This is a genomic window from Corynebacterium sp. LK28 (assembly GCF_014335105.1).
Classification (GTDB): domain Bacteria; phylum Actinomycetota; class Actinomycetes; order Mycobacteriales; family Mycobacteriaceae; genus Corynebacterium; species Corynebacterium macclintockiae.
On sequence record NZ_PDGZ01000016.1, the window covers coordinates 1 to 26,079 of the forward strand.

At 54.3% G+C, this 26,079-nt stretch carries 22 protein-coding genes; 20 read left to right on the plus strand and 2 right to left on the minus strand.

The features are described 5' to 3' along the window. Nucleotides 1-136 precede the first annotated feature (136 nt). Nucleotides 137-1,642, minus strand: coding sequence for an EsaB/YukD family protein (locus CRD15_RS09790; protein ID WP_370547024.1), 1,506 nt, complete (start codon nt 1,640-1,642; stop codon nt 137-139). 118 nt (nt 1,643-1,760) lie between these two features. On the opposite strand from CRD15_RS09790, the gene eccCa reads away from it, so the two are divergent. The 19 genes from eccCa (at nt 1,761) to CRD15_RS09885 (ending at nt 23,779) form a co-directional block, all read left to right on the plus strand. Further along, a complete protein-coding gene (gene eccCa, locus CRD15_RS09795) occupies nt 1,761-5,816 on the plus strand; it encodes a type VII secretion protein EccCa (RefSeq protein ID WP_187402429.1) in 4,056 nt (1,351 codons plus the stop codon). Nucleotides 5,817-6,093: 277 nt separating this feature from the next. Continuing rightward, the gene (locus CRD15_RS09800) at nt 6,094-6,795 is read left to right on the plus strand and encodes a hypothetical protein (RefSeq protein ID WP_187402430.1); all 702 of its coding nucleotides are present in this window, start codon (nt 6,094-6,096) and stop codon (nt 6,793-6,795) included. Between the two features lie 3 nt (nt 6,796-6,798). Then, nucleotides 6,799-7,116 carry a hypothetical protein gene (locus CRD15_RS09805; RefSeq protein ID WP_034966010.1) on the plus strand — a complete coding sequence of 106 codons (318 nt, stop codon included), beginning with the start codon at nt 6,799-6,801 and terminating at the stop codon, nt 7,114-7,116. A gap of 3 nt (nt 7,117-7,119) precedes the next feature. Continuing rightward, entirely contained in the window at nt 7,120-7,425 is a 306-nt protein-coding gene (locus CRD15_RS09810) for a WXG100 family type VII secretion target (protein ID WP_034966008.1), read from the plus strand. Nucleotides 7,426-7,584: 159 nt separating this feature from the next. Next, nucleotides 7,585-7,920, plus strand: a complete 336-nt coding sequence (locus tag CRD15_RS09815) for a WXG100 family type VII secretion target (protein ID WP_222866593.1) — start codon at nt 7,585-7,587, stop codon at nt 7,918-7,920. A 48-nt stretch (nt 7,921-7,968) separates the two neighbouring features. Beyond that, nucleotides 7,969-8,262: a WXG100 family type VII secretion target gene (locus tag CRD15_RS09820; RefSeq protein ID WP_034966005.1), complete on the plus strand. Its 294-nt coding sequence runs from the start codon at nt 7,969-7,971 to the stop codon at nt 8,260-8,262. A gap of 388 nt (nt 8,263-8,650) precedes the next feature. Then, the gene (locus CRD15_RS09825) at nt 8,651-13,567 is read left to right on the plus strand and encodes a DUF6531 domain-containing protein (RefSeq protein ID WP_187402431.1); all 4,917 of its coding nucleotides are present in this window, start codon (nt 8,651-8,653) and stop codon (nt 13,565-13,567) included. A gap of 9 nt (nt 13,568-13,576) precedes the next feature. Continuing rightward, nucleotides 13,577-14,554 carry an Imm51 family immunity protein gene (locus CRD15_RS09830; protein WP_187402432.1) on the plus strand — a complete coding sequence of 326 codons (978 nt, stop codon included), beginning with the start codon at nt 13,577-13,579 and terminating at the stop codon, nt 14,552-14,554. Between the two features lie 283 nt (nt 14,555-14,837). Further along, the gene (locus tag CRD15_RS09835) at nt 14,838-15,371 is read left to right on the plus strand and encodes a hypothetical protein (RefSeq protein WP_187402433.1); all 534 of its coding nucleotides are present in this window, start codon (nt 14,838-14,840) and stop codon (nt 15,369-15,371) included. Further along, nucleotides 15,368-16,039 carry a hypothetical protein gene (locus tag CRD15_RS09840; protein WP_187402434.1) on the plus strand — a complete coding sequence of 224 codons (672 nt, stop codon included), beginning with the start codon at nt 15,368-15,370 and terminating at the stop codon, nt 16,037-16,039. The genes CRD15_RS09835 and CRD15_RS09840 overlap by 4 nt, the downstream gene beginning before the upstream one ends. Nucleotides 16,040-16,154: 115 nt before the next feature. After that, on the plus strand, nt 16,155-16,898 hold the full coding sequence (locus CRD15_RS09845) for an RHS repeat-associated core domain-containing protein (protein WP_284821325.1): 744 nt from the start codon (nt 16,155-16,157) through the stop codon (nt 16,896-16,898). 54 nt (nt 16,899-16,952) lie between these two features. Beyond that, nucleotides 16,953-17,285 (plus strand): AHH domain-containing protein, encoded by a 333-nt coding sequence (locus CRD15_RS10250; RefSeq protein WP_370547031.1) that lies wholly within the window; start codon nt 16,953-16,955, stop codon nt 17,283-17,285. A gap of 27 nt (nt 17,286-17,312) precedes the next feature. Then, a complete protein-coding gene (locus tag CRD15_RS09855) occupies nt 17,313-17,840 on the plus strand; it encodes a hypothetical protein (protein WP_187402436.1) in 528 nt (175 codons plus the stop codon). Between the two features lie 155 nt (nt 17,841-17,995). Continuing rightward, entirely contained in the window at nt 17,996-18,640 is a 645-nt protein-coding gene (locus CRD15_RS09860) for a hypothetical protein (protein ID WP_187402437.1), read from the plus strand. A 426-nt stretch (nt 18,641-19,066) separates the two neighbouring features. Continuing rightward, a complete protein-coding gene (locus CRD15_RS09865; protein WP_187402438.1) occupies nt 19,067-19,681 on the plus strand; it encodes a hypothetical protein in 615 nt (204 codons plus the stop codon). A gap of 118 nt (nt 19,682-19,799) precedes the next feature. After that, on the plus strand, nt 19,800-20,483 hold the full coding sequence (locus tag CRD15_RS10165; protein WP_284821327.1) for an RHS repeat-associated core domain-containing protein: 684 nt from the start codon (nt 19,800-19,802) through the stop codon (nt 20,481-20,483). 53 nt (nt 20,484-20,536) lie between these two features. Continuing rightward, on the plus strand, nt 20,537-21,070 hold the full coding sequence (locus tag CRD15_RS09875) for an SMI1/KNR4 family protein (protein WP_284821364.1): 534 nt from the start codon (nt 20,537-20,539) through the stop codon (nt 21,068-21,070). Between the two features lie 584 nt (nt 21,071-21,654). Next, entirely contained in the window at nt 21,655-22,815 is a 1,161-nt protein-coding gene (locus CRD15_RS09880) for an RHS repeat-associated core domain-containing protein (protein WP_255463833.1), read from the plus strand. Between the two features lie 10 nt (nt 22,816-22,825). Further along, complete coding sequence (locus CRD15_RS09885) at nt 22,826-23,779, plus strand: hypothetical protein (protein WP_187402439.1); 954 nt, start codon at nt 22,826-22,828, stop codon at nt 23,777-23,779. Between the two features lie 859 nt (nt 23,780-24,638). Here the strand turns inward: CRD15_RS09885 and CRD15_RS09890 are convergent. Further along, nucleotides 24,639-24,923 (minus strand): DDE-type integrase/transposase/recombinase, encoded by a 285-nt coding sequence (locus tag CRD15_RS09890; protein ID WP_192816009.1) that lies wholly within the window; start codon nt 24,921-24,923, stop codon nt 24,639-24,641. A 569-nt stretch (nt 24,924-25,492) separates the two neighbouring features. On the opposite strand from CRD15_RS09890, the gene CRD15_RS09895 reads away from it, so the two are divergent. Further along, nucleotides 25,493-26,079 (plus strand): hypothetical protein (locus CRD15_RS09895; protein ID WP_187402440.1); only part of this gene is annotated, 587 nt, incomplete at its 3' end.

Genomic DNA, 26,079 nt, shown 5'->3' on the forward strand with positions numbered 1-26,079 from the left:
CATCTAGCCGACGTCTAGCCGACGTCAGTTGGGTGGGCAGAACCGGCTGAGCAGCTGCCGGTGAGATAGCTCGTGGTGCGTATATCGCGCCACGGGCTTTCTTTTATCTATCGCCAGGGTCCTAGTAGAACGACGCCTAACTGACCGCCCAGTAGTAAGTCAGCACACCTTGCCCGATGAGGACAATTGGGATGAATGCAAGGGACGCCACCACGTCAATGAATGTGATGACTTTGGCCATGCGCGCCTCGGCCAGTTCGTCCGGCTGACGATTTGCGATAAAGGCTAGAACAATCAGTGAGATGACGGTGACCAGGGCGGCTGCAGCCCATGGTTGCCAACTATCAGTAGCACCGTTGAACATCCACGCATTCACACCAAACTGATCAGCGGAGCCCTTGCCAGTCTGCGATCCGTCGCCCAAGAACCAATGCACGAAGCTTCCGGTGCTCGTGGCGAGGCCAATGATTCCGACGATGAGCAGGGGGCTAATGATCCGAGCATCCGAAAAGCCATTCGTACGCAGGATCAAGATGACCGCCAACAAGGCTGCGATGAGCCCCTGTTGCCAGTAGCTGCTTGTGTTGAGAACAAGAACAATAAGGGCACCCATGATTGTTGCGGCCCAGCTAATACCGCGACTAATTGCTTCAGTGCGCAGGGCGGCAGCGCGGATGGATTCGCGACTAATGGATTCACCTGCGTCACTGCGACGAAGCATCGCGGCAAGCCCGGTGCTACTGATAGCAAGCGTCGACGTGGTCAGTAGCATCGCGATGGGCAGCCATGCTGTCCACGCGGCCAGCGCAAACGGACTTGAACCAAGGAAGGTTGCCAGCCCGAAGGCCGCCGCAGCAACGGCGACGATCCCGGCTGCAACCGCTGTAGCTGTCGCTTGCCTCCGCAGCGCGATCCAAGCTGCGATGGCCGCACAGAGCGCAGTGATACTGATTGTCCACGCTAGCCCTGGTGCACTGTCCACAGGCCGCAACACGGCTGCAGAGACGATGAACCCAAAGATGGGCAGGGCCCACGCCAACTTCTGAGCCCACGGACGGGGCTTCCACAGGGCAATCCCGATTGCCACGAGGGTCAGGATGGTAGCGGTCACGACGCTTGTGATTCGACCTGAATTCCACGCCTCCACAACGTGTCCGCCGGCGGACGAGCCATGCCCAAAACCAAGCCCTGCGAGACTGCTACCCCACACACCCTTGAGTGCGACGAGGCCAACCAACGCAATAGTGGCCAACATAGTTGCCAGCAGTCCATCTGTGCGGGTGGTTCCAGACCACGCAAACTGGGAGGCTCCAATGGTGCTGCGCATTTCGGCCATGATGTCATCGACAAATGGTGCGTGGGCGGCTTCAGCTCGCTGCGACAGGTAGAGCTTGTGCCCGTCCAGCACCTCATAGTCTTCGAGAGTGCGCTCAGCGTTGATAATCCCCGTTTCTGGGGAGGACAGCACCCACAGGTGCGCGGTAGCTTCCACGTCTGCGGTAAATTCGGAATCTGCTACTCGTCCACGGAACAGTTCCACCACGTCATCGAGGTAGTCGATGACGGGCCTGTGTGCTGGGAGGCTGACATCCAATTGATGGTCTTGCCAAAACACACTTAATCTCACAAACATCGCAGACATAGTAGTAATGATTACATGGATTGTCGTGTGGCACGTGGCTGGGTGCCCTAGTAATGCGCCTAGCGGCCGATTGTCCTGTTGATCCCCGATACGTGCGTAGAGAGTTTTTGCTGAAGTAATGTCCACCAAGATTATTCACCGTCCGGCTCGCGCGAATCGAGCGATAGTGCCACAAGGGCCGTTGGAGTTGGCCCAGATTCCAACGATCCGTTCCAATGGCGCGGCGGCGAATGCGGTGACGTTCCTGCTTCCAGTTATTGGTGGCATGGGCATGGTGCTCATGATGATGTCGTCCGGCAACCCTATCCGCATGGCCATTGGCTCGGTGATGTTCGTGATGGTGATTGTCAGCGCGCTGGTGATGTTCGCGCGTTCGCGCACGGGCAAGCGCAAAGAGGCCGAAACAGCCCGCGTTCGTTTCTTGGAGCACCTGAAGGAAATGGAGGCGAAGGCAAAAGACAAGGCAACTGAGCAACAAAAGGTCGCAGCAATGCGCAGCCCCGAGCCAGGCGCGCTGCAGGATGCCATTCGAAATCCCTTCCGTCTGTGGGAGCGGCGCCGTAGTGACGAAGATGTTTTGGTCACCCGCATCGGATCAGGAACGTGCCAGCTGGCGTGCGGCATCAAGGTGAAAGAGGCCACGGACCCTTTGGCCATTCCGGAGCCGATCTCCCAGGCGCACGCAGAACGCATGCTGAAGCGCACTCAAACCGTGGAAAATACTCCCATCGCCATTCCAGCCCGTGGTGTGGTCAGTTTGGTGGGCTCTCCACAGCTGACCACGGAGGCTCTGCGCACGATTGTCACCCAAGCTGCGGTATTCCATGCTCCTGACGATGTGCGTTTCCACTTTGCATTGCCGTTGGCTGATCATGCGGATACGGCAGATTGGGCGCTGTGGCTTCCTCACGTCTTGAGTGAGGACGAGTTTGATGGGCCTTTGGGCAAGCGCCAGGTAAGCCACGATGAAACTTCCGCCCAATCGTTGCTCCAGGAGGTAGAGCGCCGCAATGACGAGTTGAAGGAGCGCGCCCGGTACCAAATGAAGTCTCTGGAGGAGCCGTTCATTGTGGTGGTGCTGGACATGGATTCCGAGCATGGGCGCTGGTTGGAGGGCCAGTTGTCTCAGGTGTTGAGCCTGGAAAAGGCCCGTATTGCTGTGCTGGCCACGTCTCTGCGTCAACAGGACGAGCCGAGCCACGTAGACGTCCGTGTGAGCATTGAAGACTCCCGCGAATTCCAGGTTCAGCTGATTGACCGTGGCGAGGTGCGCGAACCCAAACCTGGCGAGGATGGCTTTGTAGAGCGCATGCTGTACGGAGGCTTTCGTGGCCGGTTGGATCAGGTCTCCCCTGCCTTAGCGGAGTCCGTGGCGCGTTCGCTTTCACCTCTGCGCTTGGTGGAGGATGCCACGCCGGACGCTCCGCTTGAACAGACCATCGGCCTGGATGCGATGCTGGGCATTGATGACTTTGCTACCTACGACATTGCCCACCAATGGAGTCCGGGTGGCGCGGACGAGTTCTTGAAAGTGCCTTTTGGAATTGACGCCGAGGCGCAACCGATCTACCTAGATATCAAGGAATCCGCGAAGTCCGGAATGGGTCCACACGGCCTATGCGTGGGCGCGACCGGTTCTGGTAAGTCTGAGGTGCTGCGCACCATCGTCTTGGCTCAGGTAATCAATCATCATCCCGATCAGCTGTCGCTGGTTTTGGTGGACTTTAAGGGTGGCGCGACGTTTGCCGGCTTGGAGCCACTCCCCCACACGGCCGCGGTGGTGGATAACTTGGCGGACGAGGCGGGCTTGGTGGATCGCCTGCATGATTCGATTTTGGGCGAGATTCAGCGCCGCCAGCATGTTCTGCAAAAGGCTGGCAACTTGGCCAATGTTGCAGAATACAACGCCATCCGTCAAAAGCAGATCGACCAGGATGGCTCGACCACCATGGATCCTTTACCTGTCCTGTTTGTGGTGATTGATGAGTTTGGTGAACTTCTGGCAGCCAAGCCGGAATTTATCGAATTGTTTGTGCAGATCGGGCGCATCGGCCGTTCCATTGGCGTGCACCTTCTCTTGGCTTCTCAGCGTTTGGAGGAAGGCCGCCTGCGCGGCCTGGAATCTTACCTGTCCTACCGCATTGGCCTGCGTACGTTTTCCGCGTCCGAATCCCGCACGGCCATTGGTTCCACGGCAGCCCACGAGCTTCCTCCTATTCCAGGTTCGGGCTATTTGAAGGTGGATCCGGATATCTTTGACCGCTTTAAGGCCGCTTATGTGTCGGGACCGTACACGTCCTCCGCATCCCAGGAAGAGCGCGAGCTTCCACCGGTTCCGATGCCTCTGGAGCTAGAGAATACGACGGAAAGCTGGCTGCAGCAGCGTGTTGAGGCACACCAGCTTTCGCTGGCTACGAATGCCAAGAAGACGGCGAACATCCAGCCGGCGGTAGAACCAACTACGACGTTGGAGCTGGTTGTATCCCGCTTGATCCCCGCTGCGGAACCTACCCGCCAGATTTGGCTTCCTCCGGTTCCTGACAGGATCGATCTTGGCTCGGCGTTGGGCCAGGTAGAGCTCACATCTGACCGTGGCATGCGTGCTCAGCGCACCGGTCAATTGCAGATTCCACTGGGGCTGAAGGATAAGCCTTTGGAGCAGTGGCAGGGCCCACTTGTTGTCGATTTGGCGGGCTCGCAGGGCAATGTCGCAATCATGGGCGCTCCCCAATCGGGCAAGACGACAACGGTGAAGTCTCTGGTTCTGGCCACTGCTCTGACGCACACTCCTGCGGAAGTGTCCATGTACATCGCGGACTTGAACGGTTCGGCGTTCACCGCGTTTGCGGAGCTTCCCCATGTTGGTGATGTGGCTACTCGTTTTGATGAGGATAAGCTGCGCCGCATGTTTTCTGAGATGCTGCAGTTCCTCGCGGACCGTGAGCGCATCTTTGCCGAGCATCGCTTGTCCAGCGTGGAAGATATGCGTCGTGCACATGCGGCGGGCCGTCTTCCGGAGCTGCCCAGCGCCGATGTCTTCCTCATTATCGATGGCTGGGCCACTCTTCGTCATGACTTTGAGGATCTGGCAGAGCAGGCTCAGAACCTGGCTGCCCGCGGCCTGGGTTATGGCGTACACGTGGTGTTTGCAACGGGACGCTGGGCAGATTTCCGACTGCAGCTGCAGGCTGTAATTGGCACAAAGCTGGAACATCGCCTGAATGACCCTCTGGATTCCTCGATCGGGAAGAAGCCGCAAGAGCAGTTGGCAGGTCAGCCGACGGGTCGCATTTTGTCGGCAGACAAGCTGTTTTCCCATGTGGCAAGCCCTGTGCTGGACCAGCCGGATGTGGTTCGGGAGCAGTCCACGCAGGCACTGATCTCCGCGATTGCTCAAGCTAGCCCCTTTAAGTCTGCGCCTGCTGTACGCATGTTGCCGGAGAAGGTAATGCTGCAGGATCTGATTGATGCCAGCGGCGGTCAGCCTGCTGTGGTGGCATTGGCGGAATCAACGTTGCAGCCCGTGCGCTTCGATTTGGATGGTGCTCAGCGCCATGTGTTCATCGTGGGTGAGCATGCGTCAGGAAAGACGACGGCGCTTCGCGCGTTGATGTCGGAGGCAATTCGTGGCAAGCAGCCGGGCCAGGTGATGTTTGGTATTTTCGACGCCCGCCGTACCTTGCTTGGCGAGTGTCCTGAGGAGTTCCTGGGTGAGTACGCTGGCACAAAGTCCGCGGCGGAGCTGTTGGCGAAAGGTATCGCCAAGGAGTTGGAGAGGCGTTTGCCCCCTGCGGATGTAACGCAGGAGCAATTGCGCAATCGGTCGTGGTGGCAAGGCCCCGAAATCTACATTGTGGTAGATGATTTTGAGCAGTTCGAGGGAACCAATAACCCGCTCCGACCACTGGTTCCCTTCCTGTCCCATGGCGCAGATATTGGTCTTCATGTGTGGATTGCTCGCCGCGCGGCTGGTGTGTCGAGAGCCACGTATGACACGTTCGCGCAAGGCATCCGGGACAACGGTGCTAATGGTTTGCTACTAAGCGGAGAAAAGCAAGAGGGCGCTGTGTGGCCGAAGGTGTACCTGCAGCAGCTACCGACTGGCCGTGCACAGTGGGTACGTGGCCCGGGCCGTGTGGAGTTGGTTCAGCTTGGTTTCCGCTCCCCCAATTAGAGGGCACTATAGGTAAGCCTAAGGCAAACCGCACCTTACACGCGCCTCATTTTTATATAAGGGTTCGCGCCCCAGCCAACCCAAACCCTTATCTATACATACCCAAACCGTGCCGCCATACCTGCAGATTTCCCATCGCTCAGGATTCTCTAATTTAAGGCCCCGTCTTTCCTTTTAATTGAAAATTGCAATGCGATCTCAAGGCTCAACTGGCATCCTCGAAGAGGTATTCAAGATTGATGGTGCAATTGAGTGAGTTAAGAAGGAGAAAGGCTTTATGGCCAATTCGGTCACCTCGCCTGTGCGGTTCCACCCGGATGCCCCACGTCCACGGTTCCTATGGCAAGCCTCCCTACCCACCAATTGGGTTCGCATTGACACTCACCCAGAAGCGTCACCACACCGTTTGTCCCAGATCGCGGAGAATTACATTCCTGGCCACCGCTTAAAGCGAGCCGAACAAAAGCTAGTGCTTCAGCAGCTCGAGCAGCTGGTTAAAGCCGCCCGCGATGGAAACATTCTTCTAACCCTGATCCTCCCCGGCTTATCGGAAGATGGACAGGCAACGTCGGCCACACTGTTGTTGCGCTGGTACGACAGCTCCCCTGAGTTTGCTAGCCTGCGCACCGTGGAGCAGGCATTCTCTACCAAGGACGCGACCACACAGCAGTGCACATCCCCCAAGGGAACGGCCTATCTGTACTCATCCAACACCACTCAGTCCGGTCCAATATCTCAGCGGCGCACGACATTCCACCACCAGGCGTTTCTTCCCATTCCCTCCACCACATGGACGTTGGTCATTTCTGGATCGGCTCCAGATGAGGAGACTGGTGAGTTGCTGGGCAATATCGTGAAGCGTGTGGCCAACAGCGTTCAGGCCCATCCAGAGACGTTGGGTGAGACGTTTGAAGGTTTGGATCTACTCGATTCGAACTTCTTCGCTGGCAGCCAGGAAGCTTTGCAGGAACAGGAGTAAGGCATGTCTGATTACATTCAAGTACCTCTGCAATCTCTGCGTGATATTGCAAACAATCTCGCCGGTATGAAGGCCGATCTGGAAGGCGATAAGAAGGGCGCCGACCTTCTGTCCGGTGTGGATTCCATCCACGGCCACAAGATCCAGCAAGCGGTGGCCGAATATTTCGGCGAATGGGATGGCCCACGCAACCGCCTTCTGGAAAACGTCGGGAAGCTAGGCGATGTGTCGGGCAAGATCGCCGACGTCACTCAGCAATATGATGACGAATCCGCAAAAGGTTTTAACCAGTTTGCCGCCAAGCTCAAGGGAAAGGAATAGCACATGTCTGGCGCTACGTATTATGCGTTCCGCGATTCGGCGGCAGATTCCACAAAGGGCGATATCAACACGGTGATGAACGATATCGCAAATACCTTGGACGATATCGACAACTCAATTGAAGATCTTCGTGGAGGTTGGGAGGCTACTGAGGCCGATGCGTACTACGAGATCATCACCAAGTGGAAAGATGGCGCCACCAATCTGAAGGACGTCCTCAAGGACGTCCAAGATGCCTTACAAAACATGAAAGATGGCAATACACAGCTTCGCCAAGGAATTGCCAAAGTGCTCGATGAAACCAGTTAGCTCAGTTAGCTAATGTCACGCGCGGGGTGCATGCGGGTGAAGGTCGGAAATCTTCTCTCGCGCTTGTTCTTCCAGCACCGATCTAACTGCGCGCCAACCTTTACAAGTTTTCACCACTATTAACGAGCCCGTGTTGTCGGACTCGCACAAGGAGTAATCATGGGTAGCGAACACCTTTCCGTTGAACACAGTGCCGTTTCTGGTCACGTCTCTTCTCTGCAGACCAACCACCAGCACCTGATGGACCAGTCTTCTAAGTTCTTGGATGCTTTGGAGCCGTTGAAGGGATCCTGGAAGGGCTCCTCTGTTGGAGCTTGGGACAATATGACTCAGGCATGGTCGGACAACATGGATCAGGTTAAACAGGCTCTGGAGGAGCTGACTGGTCGCGTCGATGAAGCTGGCAAGTCCTACCAGTCTGGTGAGGAAGAGCAGACCAGCGCGCTACAGCAAAAGTTCGCCGGCATGAATTTCCAGCAGGGCAACATTCTCTAACCAACCACCGTCACCACATCTTTAATCGTTGAAAGGATAACGTCCCAAATGGCTGTGTATGCGTACAACAATTCCGATGCTGAGTCCACTTCTGGCGATCTCAATGGCGTAATGAACCAGATCGAGTCCACCCTGTCGGAGATGGATTCTGATATCCGCAAGCTGGCTTCCAGCTGGGAAGGCTCCGAGCAGGAGGAATATTCCCAGGTTCACGGTAAGTGGTCTTCCGCTGCACATAACCTGAAGGAAATTCTGGGCCAGATTCGTGGCGCGCTGGATGAAAACACCCAGTCCGTCGCTGAGACTCGTGGCCGCGCTTCCCAAGCTATCGCTGGTTCCTAAGAGGGCTAGGTTCTCTAGCCCTCTCCTTCGATTTCCCCTTCGTTTCTTCATCTGACCAAAGACCAGAGGATCTTAGCCCGCCATGCCAGAACTATTGCTCGCCCCGTTCTTCGTCTACAAAGGTAAGAACTTCCACATTGGTGGAAACGTTGGAGCCGTTGGGGAAACTGCGCGTCGCTATACTACTTTCGGCAATCAAGCAACGACCGCAGCCTCAGCAATGCGGTCTATCAACGACGGCGGGTTCGAGGGCTCCGAGGGTGACCGATACAAAGAACTTCTGAACGCTGATTTCCCTAGTCATCTGGATATCACTGGCGAGTCTCACTCAGGCGTTGGCCGCGCCATTCGTCTTTATAAGTTTGCGCTGCAAACTGCGCAAAGAGACATGGGAGCTCTTGAAGTGCCAGCTCGGGCTACCCACTCTAACTATCAGGCCGCTGTTACCGCCTTGAACACGGCTGAGGTCAACGCCGCCCGCGCGCGATTAGCAGCGACGGCTGCGACCGCCACAGCCGTAAGCACATCAATGATTCCAGGTGTGGGTGCCGCGACTGCCGCCGCAGCCGCTTCTGCAGAGGCTGATTCGAAGACGGCTCAGGCTGCTCTGAAAGCAGCACGCCTCCACTTTGAGGAAGTCAAAACTGCTTGGCTGGGTCACATTTCAACCTCTGATGCCATTAAGACCACTTTGGGCGAAGAGGTTGATTCCGCCGTAGGTATTATCGCAGCCCAGGCTAAAGCGGACTTTGACGATAATCCGAACTGGCTGGAGCGCGCATGGCAGAAGACCAAGGATTGGGTGTCTGATCATGCTGACGTTCTCGCCGCTATTTCTGACATCATGCAGATTGTCGGTTCCGTGTTGCTTCTTGTTCCTGGTCTTCAGGCAATCGGCGCTGGCCTGTTGATTGCTGGCATTGGGCTGAAGGCTTTGCTTGCTGCCACGGGCAATGCGTCGTGGGGTGAAGTACTTTTCGACGTAGCGACATCGTTGCCGTTTGCCGGTATAGCCAAACTTGCGAAAGCAGGAAAGCTTGGCAACACCGTTGCCAAGGCAACTCACGGCATGGGCAAGGCAGCGTCCGCTGTTAAAGCAGCTGCATCGAAGGCTGGTAAGGGGCCTGTTAATCAGCTATCTCGAGGCTTTAACAAAAAGTGTGCAGGCGATCCAATCGACATGGCGACAGGCGACATGGTCGATTTCACTCAAGACATCAACATCCCTGGCATCTTGCCGCTGATCATCGACCGAAACGCTAATTCTGCGCACGAGTTGGGACGAGCTTTGGGCTCGAGGTGGGTCTCGCGCATGGATGTGCATATCGAGATCCTCGATGAGGAAGTCCTCATGGTCTCCCCCGATGGTGCACTGTTGACGTTCCCGCCAGCCCCAATGGACGGATCCGAGGTCCGCGCGGACGGCCGCGCGTGGCTGCTTTCGTTTGCAGATGGCGCTTACCGCGTGCGCAATGTCGCAGAGGGAATCACCTACGTATTTTCTGTTTCTGGTGACGGGAGCTACGTCACCACATCGGGTGTGGAGGACCGCTCCCCTGCAGCTGGTGGACACTCGGCTGGCGCAGGGTTGCGCACTGGTTCTTTCGCCGCTGATCTTGGTCTGGGCTTCACCGTTGGCGTGACGGCATTGGTTCATCACACGGGCGCAGCCATTACGTACTCCTGGGATCAGGCCACTGGCCAGATGCGGGATATCACGCGCACCGATGGAACTCACTTGTCTTTGGTTTGGGATCACGCTACGAATCGTGTGGCTTCCATCTGGGTTGATAACCAGCAGACCCACCCTGACGAAGCCCCTCAGCGGCTGATCTCTTATGAATACGACGCTGCAGGTCAACTCATTCGCGTGGTGAATTCCCATGCTGGTGTGCTGAGCTACTTCTATGATGAGCAAGGCCGTATTTCTGGTTGGCGTGACCGGAATGGTGCTGCGTATCACTACCGCTACGATGACTACGGCCGTGTTACCGCCCAAGTCGGCACCGGTGGCATGGTCCCCAACATCCTCTACTGGGGCGACGACACCGGCGACGACGCACCCATCGGTGGAACCGTCTGCGTGCTCATCGAAACCGCCGGCGACTTCACCGGCGACCCTCTGGAACTCGGCGACAGCGTCGTTGACACTTACCTCGACCGCCTCCACAACCTCCCCCTCTACCAAGCCCTCCTCAACGGCGGGCTAGACGAAGCAGGCCTGACCGGCCGCGGTCGCACCACCAACCGCGACACCACCAACTGGACCGTCCCCACCGACTGGCTGACCGACGACCTCCTCGGCGACATCCGCCCCACCGTCTACCGCGCCACCGCCTCAGGCGACGTCTGGCGCATCATCAGCCCCGAAGGTGGCATCCAGGACACCACCTACACCGACCATCACCTACCTGCCACCGTTACCAACGCGGCTGGTGCTACCACCTGCTACACCTACGACGACAACGACCTCATCGTCGACACCACCTACCCTGATGGCACCACCACAACCATCGAACCCGGCACCTGGGGCATGCCCGTACGCATCACCGGCCGCGACGGACACACCACCGATTACCAAGTCGATGCTTTCGGCATGACCACCGCGGTCACCACTGCCGACGGAGCCACCACCAGCTACACCTATGACCTGCGCCCCACCGGCATCGTCCCTGCAACCATCACCAACCCCGATGGGGCGACCACCCACATCGACTGCGATAACGCCGGCCGCACCATCGCCATCACCGACCCCGCCGGCCGACGCACCAGCCACACCCTCAACGTACGAGGCCTTATCACCGACACCCTCGACCCCGACGGCAACACCACCCGTATCGACTACACCCCCGAAGGCTGGCCCACCACACTCACCCACCCTGATGGCACCACCCTCACCGCCACCTACGACGGCGAAGGCAACCAACTATCGTCAACGAATGAAATGGGTGCGACGACCACAACCACCTACACCGTCTTCGACAAACCCATTACCACCACCGACGCCACCGGTGCGACCACCCACATCACCTACAACACCCAAATGCAACCCGTGGCCATCACCAACGCCGACGGCCACACCTGGACCTACTCCTACAACCTCGACGGGGACATCACCCAACAAACCGACTACAACGGTATCGTCACCACCAACACCACCAGCCCCGACGGGCTCATCACCGATGTCACCACCCCAGCGGGAACAACCACCACCACCTACAACCAGTTGGGACACCCCACCAGCATTGATGATGCGTCCGGGACCACACTGTTTGACTACGATCCCTTCGGTCGCCTGACCAGCATCACCAACCCGGCTGCCACCATCACCTACACCCGCGATACCTACGGCCGAGCCATTAGTGAAACCACACGCCTGGCCAGTGGTGAAGAAACCCGTCACGCACTAGAGCTCTCCTCCACGGGCATGGTCACCGGCGAACAGCTCACCCTACCTGTTGCTGGCACCATCACCACCGGCTACGGACGCAATGCTGCTGGGGAGATCACCAGCAGCACCATCACCCACCGCACCACCGCCACCACCGACGGTTCAGCCCTACGCCTACCTACCGGTGACGCTGACACTGGCCGCCTGCTTGCCGAGCTGACCTACACCACCAACACCCGCGGCCACCGCGCCACCACCGCCATCGACAACCTGGTACGCACCCAACACACCGATGTTCGGGGGCGCATCACCGGTGATCACACCAGCCTGCTCGACCACACCACCACCGGCGGACTTGCCCCTGTTGCTGGTCGTGACTTCACCTGGCGAGCAGACTCCACCCTCACCGCCATCACCGACCAGCTGCGTGGCACCACCAGCTTCACCGTCGACGCTATCGGCCGTGCTACCAGTGCGACCCGCACACCCCAACCAACCAACACCAACCCCAGTGACCGGGGCTCCACCCCACCGCACACCACGACACACACCCCTGCACGAGCAGGCACTCCAGCACAATCAGGCTCTGCCACCGGGGTTTCCGCCCAGGAGAACTACTCCTTCACCCCGGCAGGGGTGCTGGCCTCTACCGCTGACGGGGTCATCGACTACCACAACACACTGCCGGTCAAAGTCGGCCGGACTACCTACACCTACGACGCTGCAGGACGTATCACCCGCACCGTGACCAAACGCCTGGGCAAAAAACCACTAGTTCATCACTTCTTCTACGCCACCGGTGAACAACCCGTCGGCTTTAGCTCAAGTGATGCTCCCGGTGTTGGCTATCGCTACACCTACGATGGTCTCGGCCGACGTGTAGCCAAAGACACCGTCAACACCACCACCGGTGAAGTTATCCACCGTGACGTGTTCACCCACACTGGTAACCAACTAGCAGCCGTCACCACCACCGTCGACACCACCGATCCAGCGCGTGTGGGTGAAGGCTACGTGTGGACTACTGATCCTGCCACTGGTGAGACACACGGCCAGATCGCACTAACCAGTAACACCAGTGGCACCACATATGGCACCACAGGTAGCACCGGTGAGTATTCACACACCACGGGCGCCCCCTATGCAGAACCGGTTAACCCTGCCGCTGGTTGGTCCCAGTCTAGGGTTGATGCGACGTTCTACGCCCTAGTGTGTGATCTGACAGGTGGACCACAGGAACTGATTAACACCACCACCGGTGTCATAGAGGGACACACCACCCAAACGTTGTATGGCAAGCGTACGTGGTCTGGTCGGTGTACCAGCCCGTTGTTGTTTGCCGGGCAATACGAGGATGCTGAATCCGGGTGGGCGTACAACCGCTTCCGCTACTACAACCCCACCCTGGGCGCCTATAACGCCCAAGACCCACTCGGACTCGCCCCACGCCTCGCCTCAGCACAAGGGTATGTCGACCACGCAGCACACTGGGTCGACGTGCTCGGGCTCAAGGGTTGCTGGGTTAACGCAAACAGGGTTAAAGACCACTACGTGTACCGTTACGTTAATGGAGGAAAAACTACATATGTAGGAATAACCAAGCATCCTAGGATGAGGGCAATCCAGCACGCAATAACACACCCAATCACACGGCCTAAAGGTGGAATGATTATTCTTAATGAAAAAAACCTGTTAGGAAAATACGAAGCGCGTGGTGTCGAACAGCACCTCATCGAACGCTTAAGAATGTCAAATCCTCCAAAAGTCACACAAGCCGAATATAAAGATCTCGGACTAGAGAATGGTGTGCTCGAAAACAAAATAAATAGCATGAGCAAGAACCATAGGTTCTACGATCAGGGAACTAAATTCGGAAAAGAATGGATAGAAAATAATTATCAACATATAAAATAAGGAGTTAACTTGTTAAAATTTTCTTTAGACAGTCCCAAAGGCAGCCGTCCTAAAGCTGGGCAGCTCTACCTGATGAAAACCACTCTCGGTTACATCCCTGTTGGCGTCACCTCTACCGAAGCATTCTTCGGCGCGGCTGCAATGGTCCACCCTTATCGCGCGCTCATCAGCGACCCATCCGATACATCATGGTTTCCGCTCGTCGAAAAGAACGAACTGCTTATTCCACCACTCCGCATCCCTAAACCCGACTTTAGAAAGGGTGGACCGTTCTACAGAGTTACGGCAAAAACTCACCCTGATCCTGTCCCTTTTGATAGATATTTTCATTACGTAGACGCTATTTTCTGGTCACCAGAGGAACAAGCATTCGTCCCCGTAACAAGAGAAAATGAGTGGGTGCCGAAGGAAAGACGGATCCTTGAGTACATAATCCACGATTCCAACCCAACGCAAGGTGGGAGGGTTGATGAGGCTCCAGACGGTACTTACTTTATGACCGTTGTCGTAGGCGGCTATCGTGAAATCGAATATGCTCTTGAAGATGCACTCGCCTACTACGGACTAATCGACACCCCGCGCCCCGCACACCCCGACTTCACCGACAACCAGGAACACGACACAATGCCAACCAACACACAGCAGGAAGACCAACCACTCTTCCACCTCGCAGAAATCGACAGTATGACTACCCTGTTTGCCGCCATGGATACCCTGCCCAAGGAAGCAGTCGGCGTCATCGAACAAGCAGGACACACACCCAACGGCTACTTCCTCGACAACCTCACCAAGTACCTACTCCGACAAGCAAACATCACCACCGACGGGATCGAGTTCGACAGCGAAGCAGGCATGTTCAGCCTCATCGGCACCACCGAAACCCTGGAGCCACTCCACACCCAACTCACTGATCTGTTCAACAACACCAACGACCTACAACGAACACTCAACCAAGCTGAAGCGGCAGGAACAGACTTCGACGACTAACAGAAAAGCTTTTGTCCTGACACACTAGAAACCAGCCAGCCGGCTGGAATGGTGCTGCGTATCACTACCGCTACGATGACCACGGCCGTGTCACCGCCCAAGTCGGCACCGGTGGTATGTTCTCCAACATCCTCTACTGGGGCGACTACGTACCTGTCGAGCGGCAGCCACTTGCCAAATACAGGGAATACGCCGAGTCTTTTAGCCAGCAAAGCGGCGCCTAGCTTGGCCGCAGCACTGTGCCAGATGTAATAGCCACTGCCGATTGGTACACTCCCTAAAAATGGACTTCAAAGACTTCAAAAAAGCACTAACCGAAGCCGCTAATTCCCACTTCTCCCGCATCGGACGGAAAATGCTGTGGGCATACGAAACCGGCGAATTAGCTTTCTTGATTAAGTTTGAAAAAGATCCCGAGCGCCCGACCTACGCAATAAGAATTTTCTATAGCCACCAAGATTGGATTACTAGAGAACGGACACAGCTACTCTGCGGAGCGGGAATAGGAATCAGACAACTGGTAGAAAAAGATCAGTTAAACCTTCAAATTGATTACCCCGGTACACACGAAAATTTCTACTCGATCTTTTTCAACAGTTACCTTGGAAATACTGACTATGAAGTTCGAACTTTGATTGGTAATCCTGAGCTCAAAGACCTTGAGAAAAGACGTACTGATTTCGACGAGTTTTTCACAGTGCTCAAGGCCAGTTTTGACAACGTATCAAACCTACAGACGATAGCCGCAAGAGCAGGAGTCACGGTTCCAGATTTTTGGACAAAGGTCGCGCAGCGAATGGAGGACTGCCAACAATGAGCGCTGAACGAATTATCATCAACCTTCCACCCGCATCAGTCGCCCCATACGAGGTATACGACTACGTGAGCTTTGCCAGCCAGCAAGAAGTACATGCCTCGCCACAGACGCTTCAGCTCCAGCAGCACCTCACGAAGATATTGGCTCCGCACGACCTTCCCGTAGAACTGGTTGGGGATAACTGTATAGGCATTAGTGACTACGACGAGCATATCCCCCAGATACTTCAGTTTATCAGCCCGTTGCTGTCTCGATACCCTACTCTTACGATCCTTGAATTCTCAGAATTTGTTTGGACCTTTGGCGACGAAAATACAAACTTCTCGACGGAAACATCGGAATACAGCGCCCCGTGGGCAAGTCTGCGCGGTCTACCGTCCTGGATTGAATTAATTACCACCAACGCTTGCACAATGGCTGAACTGAACTTAGGAAACGATCCGCGGGACTTCCTGATCATCACCAACGCCACCAAACACCAGCATTACATGCAGTGCTACTACAGCCCCGTCGACCGCACCTACCGGGTTGAGATCCGCCTTGGCGATGCCCAGCACCATTACTGGCACACGACCCCCGAAACTAGCACCGTCATCCACGAACTCACCACTTGGATAACCACCGGTACCCATTCAACACACGGATGGCAGAAGCTAAACATCACCTAAAAGCCACAAGCACTGTCAAGCCACCGACGGGGCAATCGACTACCACAACACCCTGCCGGTCAAAGTCGGCCGGACTACCTACACCTACGATGATGCAGGCCGTATCACCCGCACCGTGACCAAACGCCTCGGCAAAAAGCCACTAGTCCATCACTTCTACTACGCCACCGGTGAACAACCCATCGGCTTTACCTCAAGTGATGCTCCCGGAGTTGGCTACCGCTACACCTACGATGGTCTCGGCCGACGTGTAGCCAAAGACACCATCAACACCACCACCGGAGAAGTCACCCACCGTGACGTGTTCACCCACACCGGTAACCAACTAGCAGCCGTCACCACCACCGTGGATAACGATCCGGCACGTGTGGGTGAAGGTTTTGTGTGGACTACTGATCCTGCCACTGGTGAGACACACGGCCAGATCGCACTAACCAATGGCGCCAACGCCACTCCGGTGAACCCTGCCGCTGGTTGGTCCCAGGCTAGGGTTGATGCGACGTTCTACGCCCTGGTGTGCGACCTAGCCGGAGCACCACAGGAACTGATCAACACCACCACCGGTGCCATCGAGGGACACACCACCCAAACCCTCTACGGCACACGCACGTGGGCGGGTCGGTGCACCAGCCCGTTGTTGTTTGCCGGTCAGTACGAGGATGCTGAATCCGGGTGGGCCTACAACCGCTTCCGCTACTACAACCCCACCCTGGGCGCCTACAACACCCAAGACCCACTCGGACTCGCCCCACGACTCGCCTCAGCACAAGGGTATGTCGACCACGCAGCATTCTGGGTAGATGTATTTGGGCTTATGGCCTTTAACAAGGCAACCTGGAATGAGCAAAAGGGCATCTAGGAAGGAATCAATTCCAACGCTACGAGCAAGAACGCCGCAATGCTGCGAGAGAATATGATTGCAAAAGGACACTCACCTTTACGGAGTGACGAAGCGCACCATATGGTCCCAGCTCGATTAAACCGAGGTGATGCACCAGCGTTAAGAAGCTTGTTTGCCAAACATGATGTAAGTTTGAATGATGCGGCTAATGGCGAGTTTCTACCTAAGACGAAGACTGCCGGTGACATGAGGTTGGGCAATCATGGAAGTGGAGTTCATTCCAACCGAGAATACGCGGCAATGTACCAACGCCTTAAGGATTCGAGCACTCGAGACGAGTTCTTGTCTAAACTGCATGAAATTAGGGATTCCCGACAATCTGGACTTCTGTTGTACGAGCTCTAATTGTTCAGCTAAATGAGGAAGTGACCTATGAGAATCATTTATCCAGGTACAAACTTTTCAACCGCACGATTTGCAACCCCCTCGAACGCAATAGACCTCGACTTCAGCGCTGCATTAACTAAAGAATCCTTTCGACGAGGAACTCTAGAGGTAATTGAGGAACGTACGGAAGAAGACGGTTCTGAACTGCCCCAATTTGGGCTCACCAACTTCGACGATATGTTGATCGCGAAAAAAGAAGTAGCAGATATACTTCGTCCCAAGCTGAAAGAAAACGGTGGGGACGTTCTCGAGTGCACCGTGAAATCGCAACATGGATTTTACATTGGTTTCCGCGCTTTCAATCTATTGTCGGATACCCCAACAGCAAATATCTTCCGGCTCCTAGAATTCAACGAGAACCCTACATTGTGCGTTAGACAATTTCTATCAGTAGATTTCGCACAATGGATGAACAAAAACTTGGACTGCCGAGGACTTACATTTCGAGATGCCGAAACAGACGGAGTTCATAAACCTAGTACTAGTTTGCTTCGACGCTCGACTGATATCTAAGCATCGCGAATCTTCAAACAGGATCTGTACGTACATGCGGATTAGAGTATCTATCTGAAAGAATCCGAAACCGCGTAATACGTCGAGTCTGGTCGAAAAAAGAGCTTTTAGCAAACAGTTCGTTTAAACCAAGTACAAAGGCCCTGCAAATCAACATGTCGCTCACCGGCTACCTAACTGACAACACCATGCCAGCCAACCCACCAGTAACCACAACCGATCAATTCCTCCGGAACATCGACTCCACCACCGACGCCAACCACCACCTCAACACCACCTTGGCCTACTGCGCCGCCGAAGGCACAGAAACACTCCCCGCAACCACCACACTCTTTAACAACTCCCCCATCGCCGGCTGGCTGCTCCACGCGGTGGTCCATTACGAAAAGCTCACCGGTTCCCCACTAACCACCCACACCCTCGTGGCAGACACCACCAAGCGCTGCGCGGCGCTCGCCACAAGCACCGATGCCGATCCAGCAGAAACCGCTCTAAACCACTACGGCCTCGCGCAATTACACGCCAACTACGTCACCGACCCAGCCACCGCATTAGCGCACGCCTCTGCTTACCTCGAAATCACAGAATCACACCGCTGGTACGCGCAAGATCTTCCCATCGCAGCCGTTGTGCTCCGCTACGCCATCGAAGTCGGCACAGGCCCCATCGCTTCCCCAGCCATTGACTTAATGAAGGCATGGGAACAACGCCTCACGACCGCAGTGACCAACATCGATCCAGATTTCGCCTATACCGAAAACCAACTGCTCAATATCTGGCAGGAACAATACTCCTCATAGAGTCGTGCACAGACGGGCGAGACGACTAAGTGAAGTGCCCCGGGTCTTGGTCCTAGGCATCCGCCTCAACTTCCATTCATTCGTAGGTCGGGTTTGCTCAAAGCCCTGACTCAACCACAGCTGGCGTGCAGTAGCCCAGACTTTGGTGAAACCGTGTCTCGCTCCACCAATTGACCCATTCAAACGTCGCGAGCTCCACGTCGACAATTGAAGCGGCAGAGTACCGCGTGCCCGATATCACGTTGAACAACAAAGCCATTGTCGAGTCGAAATACAATCAATGTTTGGTGCCGCAGACCATGCACACATCATTCGACTCAGCGAAACAGAGATCAGTTCCGCACTCACAACAATGTTCTAGCAACCGACCACCACCTGCGCTAAGACATAGGATGCACCAATACCAACACTCCAGAAAGGCTACCCATGACTATTGTTAACCCCTACGAAGAAGTTCCGAACGTAAGTGAAAAAGCCAGCAACCTTATCCGCCAAGCGATACCAGACTTTTCCGGCATTGACTACCACTGGAATCTTACGATCAAAAAGAACTCGACCTTGGCTCAACGCAAGAAGGCTATCGAGCTTCTTAGGCCGTATGCCGCAGATACTTTTTCCGACCCAGCCACAAGACAATATTTCGCAATCGCTACCACCTTAGGTGCAAAAGATCTTGATGTAACCCCTATTGTCGACGAACTTGAGCAGTACCAGAACACAACCGATCCGACTGCATTGCGGATGATTGGACGAGATCAAGGCCACATGATGAATGTCGTAGCCCCCACGAACTTTGAGCAATTCAACCGATACTTACGCCTCGAAGGCGAAGCACTGATGGACGGGCAAACTTTGTTCCTCTGTGGCGCGATCAAAACCAAGGCCTTCCGCATGGCCCCAGAATTCCAATGGCTGAAAAACTCACGCTTTGCCAAGCACCCAGAATCTGTCTATGCAATGACCTTCATGGGCAAACCTGACCGAGTCAAATGGGTCAGAGAAGAAGCCCTTGCCGCGGAAGCAGCTCTCGAAGAATACTAGAAAAATCACTAACGCGAACTGGATATAATACCAGGATTGGCACTATGCCCAGCACGCTCCAATCCTGCCGCCAATTGCCTCCCCCCAACCCCAAGGTGATGGAACGTTCTACGCCCTGGTGGGTGACTTAGCAGGAGCACCACAGGAACTGATCAACACCACCACCGGAACCGTAGAAGGCCGGGCCACGCAAACCTTTTACGGCACACGCACGTGGTCTGGTCGGTGTACCAGCCCGTTGTTGTTTGTTGGTCAGTATGAGGATGCGGAATCCGGGTGGGCGTACAACCGGTTCCGCTACTACAGTCCCACCTTGGGTGCCTACAACGCCCAAGACCCCCTCGGACTTGCCCCACGACTCGCCTCAGCACAAGGGTATGTCGACCACGCAGCACACTGGGTCGACGTACTCGGGCTGATAGCATGCCAGAGAGCTGGAAAGTCAACTTATGATTCAGCGGGAAACAGAATTCATTACGAATTGCTGAAACAAGAGCAGAATGCTCACTACACACAAGGAATCCACTATAAGGACAACTTCCCAATCTTTGACGACCATGTAGCAAGCGTCACAACCACGAATCAATTTGGAATCACATCCACGAGCATTGCAGATGTAAGCCTCTTGCCAGAATATCAACAGCTATCGCAAGCAGAACGCAATAGAATCTTGGATGAAGCATTTGGCATTTCGCAAGAGTATCGCTCTGTAAACAGGTTGACTTGGCATCACCATCAGGAGACTGGAAGAATACAGCTAGCGGAAAAAGGCACACAGAGCACCCCACAAAGGTTGATTTAGCCTTTGAGCCAAGAAAGGATAAATAAATTAAACTTCCATCAGACTTTTTCTCAATTAATGGCGATCCGTTTACTGAGGAGGAAATTTCAGAATTAAAGCAAACCGTAGATTCATCTCTACCAGAAGACTATCTAGAATTTTTATCCCTTCATGGAGGCGGAGTCATTTCCGAGACCTACTCACATGTACAGCTCAGGACAAACGACTCAACTGCTCTCGAAGTTGAAGTAACCATGATTTTTGGAAACGTGACACCAATCGACATATGGGAAAATGCCATTCAACTGGACCCTACTTGGCTCCACGACTGGGGATTTTACTTTTGCGAAGCAAGCAATCCTCCCGAGGACAAGTTTTTAATCAACCTCTCCAATCAAGAGTTTTCAATCGGAAGCATACTATATGAAGACGAAGGGGGAATTTTCCAAGTATCAAAAGATTTTACATCCTTCATATCACTTCTAATCAATAGTCGAGGGAAGGCACCCAAAGCACCGCAAAAGCGATCAGAGAAGTTTGGAAATTTCTTTTTCCCAAGCAAGACTGTCAAAAATATAGAATTTCCAAATACCAATCTAGACCATTAAAAGTAGTCACAGCAACTCTATCTCCTATCGATTAATTACACCAATACATCTTGATCGATACCCTACTTGAAAGAGCACTTACCAAACCTTTTAACTAGATGTTTATATTGTAACAATAAAGCCTTTTATAAATAGCAAGCAATTCATCAATTCCCCCTCGACAGCAACACCGCCGGCGGACTGATCCCTGTTGCTGGTCGTGACTTCACCTGGCACGCAGACTCCCCCTCACTGCCATCACCGACCAACTACGCGGCACCACCAGTTTCACCGTCGATACTATTGGCCGTGCTACCAGTGCGACCCGCACACCCCAACCAACCACCACTAACCCCAGTGACCAGGGCTCCACCCCACCGCACACCACGACACACACTCCTGCACGAGCAGGCAGTGCTGCTACCAATGGGGTTCCCGCCCAGGAGAACTACTCCTTCACCCCAGCAGGTGTCCTGGCCTCCACCACCGACGGGGCAATCGACTACCACAACACCCTGCCAGTCAAAGTCGGCCGGACTACCTACACCTACGATAATGCAGGCCGTATCACCCGCACATCAACCAAACGTCTGGGTAAGAAACCGTTGGTTCATCACTTCTTCTACGCCACCGGTGAACAACCCATCGGCTTTACCTCCTCCGATGAACCAAACACCGGCTACCGCTACACCTACGATGGTCTCGGCCGACGTGTCGCCAAAGACACCATCAACACCACCACCGGAGAAGTTACCCACCGTGACGTGTTCACTCACACCGGTAACCAACTGGCAGCTGTCACCACCACCGTCGACACCGATCCGGCACGTGTGGGTGAAGGCTACGTGTGGACCACTGACCCGGCGACGGGTGAGACACACGGCCAGATCGCACTAACCAATGGCACCAGTGGCACCACCCAGACTCCGGCTAATCCTGCCGCTGGTTGGTCCCAGGCGCGGGTCGATGCGACGTTCTACGCCCTGGTGTGTGACCTAGCCGGAGCGCCTCAGGAACTGATCAACACCACCACCGGTGTCGTCGAGGGACACACCACCCAAACGTTGTACGGCAAACGCACATGGGCCGGTCGGTGTACCAGCCCGTTGTTGTTTGCAGGCCAGTATGAGGATGCGGAATCAGGGTGGGCATACAACCGCTTCCGCTACTACAACCCCACCCTGGGCGCCTACAACGCCCAAGACCCACTCGGGCTTGCCCCACGCCTCGCCTCAGCACAGGGGTATGTCGACCACGCAGCATTCTGGGTAGACATGCTTGGGCTACGTGGTAAAGAAGCACATAGCCTCGGAATGCCCAAAGTTCCTCACGACGTTTACCCTAATCGATTCACAGATGGAACCTTCAAACCTGCGATTCCTAGTTCAACGGACTCGCTAACACAGCAGATGGCCAACGACGCTGTTCTTAGAAAGGCAGGTTTAACTGCCCCTCCTCCGCTTGATCCAGCACCCAATGGGGTAGTCCGATCAATCGGTAATACACCATCACACCAAGCAGCACTGCAAGCCCGATATGAAGAACTAACGAGGACAGGAGCCACTGATATTAGGATCAATCAACAGCAAGTGAATATGCAAGGACAACATGTGGGATACAATCGACCCGACCTTCAATTCACTCAAAATGGTCAGAGATTCACAGAAGAATGGGACAGGGTTAGTTCCAATCGTGGTGAGCTTCATAGGATCAGAACTGAAGCAAATGACCCAACCGTAACCGTAATCTTGCATCAGTTCGACTAGGAGATATGTAGTGAACTTTTCTCTCCGCTTTGGCGACCCAAGCATTTTCGTGTCTGGGGACCAAGACACAGCCCTGGAAGTCTTAACTGAGTCCTTTTCGAAGGATGTTAGTTTGATTCCGGTTGATCCAGCAGACTTGGACTCCTTGACAACTGAGCCTGTCTACTACTTGAACAGCAGCGCTGGGGTCACTTCGATCAGTACAGTCAATCCCACAGTTCCCACCCTCATGGAACTAATGCGACGATTCATCGGCGCGCGCTGCAAGACAATTGGTGGTTTACTTATTCTTCCCCAAGGAGAAATCAGAAAGGGAAGCTTCGCCAACCCGACTACAGCCATGGCACTTCCCCATCCTGATAGTGGCCAACCAGAGGTTGTCTCAAACGTGCTGTGGAATGGGCGAGTCAGCCTGCAAAACAGCAAACTCAAGGGCTTCCCAGCATCCGCGAAACAATTAACGACAGACGACATCATTGGATATTTTGAAAAACTAGATATTCACATCCAATTTTCGAGTGAATTTGATAGCTCAAATAAGTTTGTGAAGGTACATTTTCCACTGTCACGTAATGACGTAGTTAGGAATGCGCTGAGCCACGATCCAAACTATTCTTCAAGACAAGGAACGGAGCAATTAACCGAAGTTTCCGCCGAATCACCAGAGTTTTCAATTCAAATCTCAGATGGTTCCACTGTGCTGAATGCATCCACCTCTGCAGAAATCCGATCGGCAATCCACATCCTAACCGCCGATGCTTACAAGGAAGGCCGTCGATTTGCATTCGACGTAACCAATGGCATTCCATCTTCTCAACGCCGAATACGCATTTCCTTTAGCCCAGAATTGGATTCTTGGAATCTAATAACCGAAGCAGATCCACAAAACCAAGAGTCAAGTTTTTCGACACGAGATAATGAAGAAGTATTTGCCTTTGTTTCAAATTGGGCACTCGAACTCTAGGCAATTTTGTTCAATCTTTCCATCCACGTCTATTCGCAACGCCTTCTACCTCTCGCTGAGATCATGTGAAATAAATGATTTACAGCTACTCGGAACACCAGTAATCCATGATCAATTCGCTGAAAAGTATCATCACGCCATCATTACCAATTGGATAAGTCAGAAACAGAAACTTATGGAAGTCTGTGATCAGGTTGCTAATACTGGAACGAGATTTCAAGTGGCTACTGCTCAAATGATGACCCAGATTATTGAGCTGGATGACTCCCACACGCAAGTAACCAACCGAGGAAACAGATTTGCATTTGAGCCAATACCAAACAGCCCTGCCATAACCGCCAGCCCTTATCTTGATTTTTATGAGCAAGCTGGCATTATCTCGGCTTGATTCAAGAGTGAGCAGATAAAAGCTTCAAGCCCTTCGCTAAGGCCGATTCTGAAACACCCTCGACAAGAGCCGGTGGTACATCGAAACATCCTCAGGATTTGTAGAAGGAACATTCCTTGAACGGCTCGTGGAATGCGCATCAACACTAGGTAGAACCACCGTATCCTGAGGCAAATCCTCCACCGATGCCCCCACCTTAACTACAGTCACCCTGTTGGACTGCGCCAACTCCGTCAGATGGTAGCCAGGCTGATACAACCAACCATTCCGATCGTGATGACGATCCGCCACCAGCAGCACATGATGAAGTGCCCCGATGTTTGTTCCTAGGCATTTGCCGTGATTTCTATTCTTGCTAGCGGCGGGTGCTGCTCCCAAAACTCGATTTCCACCTCGACAACGTCATTCCACCTGCGAGTATGGATCAGCTCGTTCTTGTAGGAGCCGTTAACGTTTTCAGCCAGAGCATTGTCATAAGAATCCCCGACAGTTTCCGGTGGAAGCGGCAATCTCGTGCTGGGCAAGACACTCGTTGTAGACAACGCTGACGTACTGCAAGCCGTGATCCGAAAGATGAATGAGACCTGTTGTATCCTCAGCACACACAATCGCCTGGTTGAGAGCTTGCAGTGGCAACGCTTCGGTGCGCATGGAATCTGATAACGCCCACCCAACGATCCGTCGCGAGTAAACATCGGTGACAAACGCGGCATACACAAAGCCATTCTTCGTGCGCACATACGTAATGTCAGACACCCACAGCTTGTTCGGGCCTTGGACTGGCGATAACCACGCGGGGCGATGAACCCACCAGCGCGGTTATTCTTCAACGTCTTACAGATAAACTCGACAGAGAAACGATTCCGGTATTCATCGATGAACCGGATCATTTCCGACGTTGTGGGTCGAGTGCCTGGCACACGGCGTGTATCAACATATTTTCCGCCAAGATACGGTCCTCGACAAGACGGACCACACGGTCCTTCGCATCCTGGTCAAACTGTCTTGGCATATTCCAGGTTTTCCCATCTACTAAAACGTAACAAAACCTGGGACACTTCAAAGCAGCGGATTGAGAACGACAGAATCCTAACCAAATTGGAAGTTTCGGTTGCACACCAAGGTGAAGCCGGTGCGGATGTCATCTATACGTTCCCAGATTCAGGAACCCAAATGTGGATGGATATGACCACAGAGAAGGCGTGGGCCAATCACTATCGCAAGTATGGTTCCGTCGAGGGAGTACCGGAGTCTATGCATAAGGCGACCTACCAGAGCGATGGTTAAAGTGGATTCATGGATTTTCGAGGAAGGGTCAAGTAACGATGACATTGGAATTGGTAAAGCGGTGGAACGGCGTCAGTTCTGAACAAAATGCACTTCTTGAGCCTTCACCATTCGGGCTCCACGAGGCACGGCAAGACTACCGTGGCTTCCAATGGCGGACTGCTTCAGTCGACGAGCGCCTTCTCCGACGACGTAACTCAGCAGCCCACATCGACCTATCTCACGCACACATCGAGCAATGGACCGCTGACAACATCGCGATCGACGACGTCGTGTGCCACGCCGGCCACCTGCCCGGTCTCCAATTCTTCCGCTCGACGCTGACAGACTGCCATTTTGCTAACTGCGACATGGCCTCAAACATCCAGAGCATCTTCGGCAAATGCACAATCCTGCACTCCACGATCGACTCCTGCACCGGCACCAACCAATGGCTAGCCGGAGCAAAACGCATCGCCGACTCAAGGTTGCTAAACCTCACCATCGCCGACATCGGCGTCCCCGAACCCAACGACGCACCCCTTATCACCAACACCACCATCACTGGAACAATCAAAAACTGCGTCATCGCCCAAACCAAAGGCGAACAACAACTCCTCGACACCGACATCAGCGGCGCCACGCT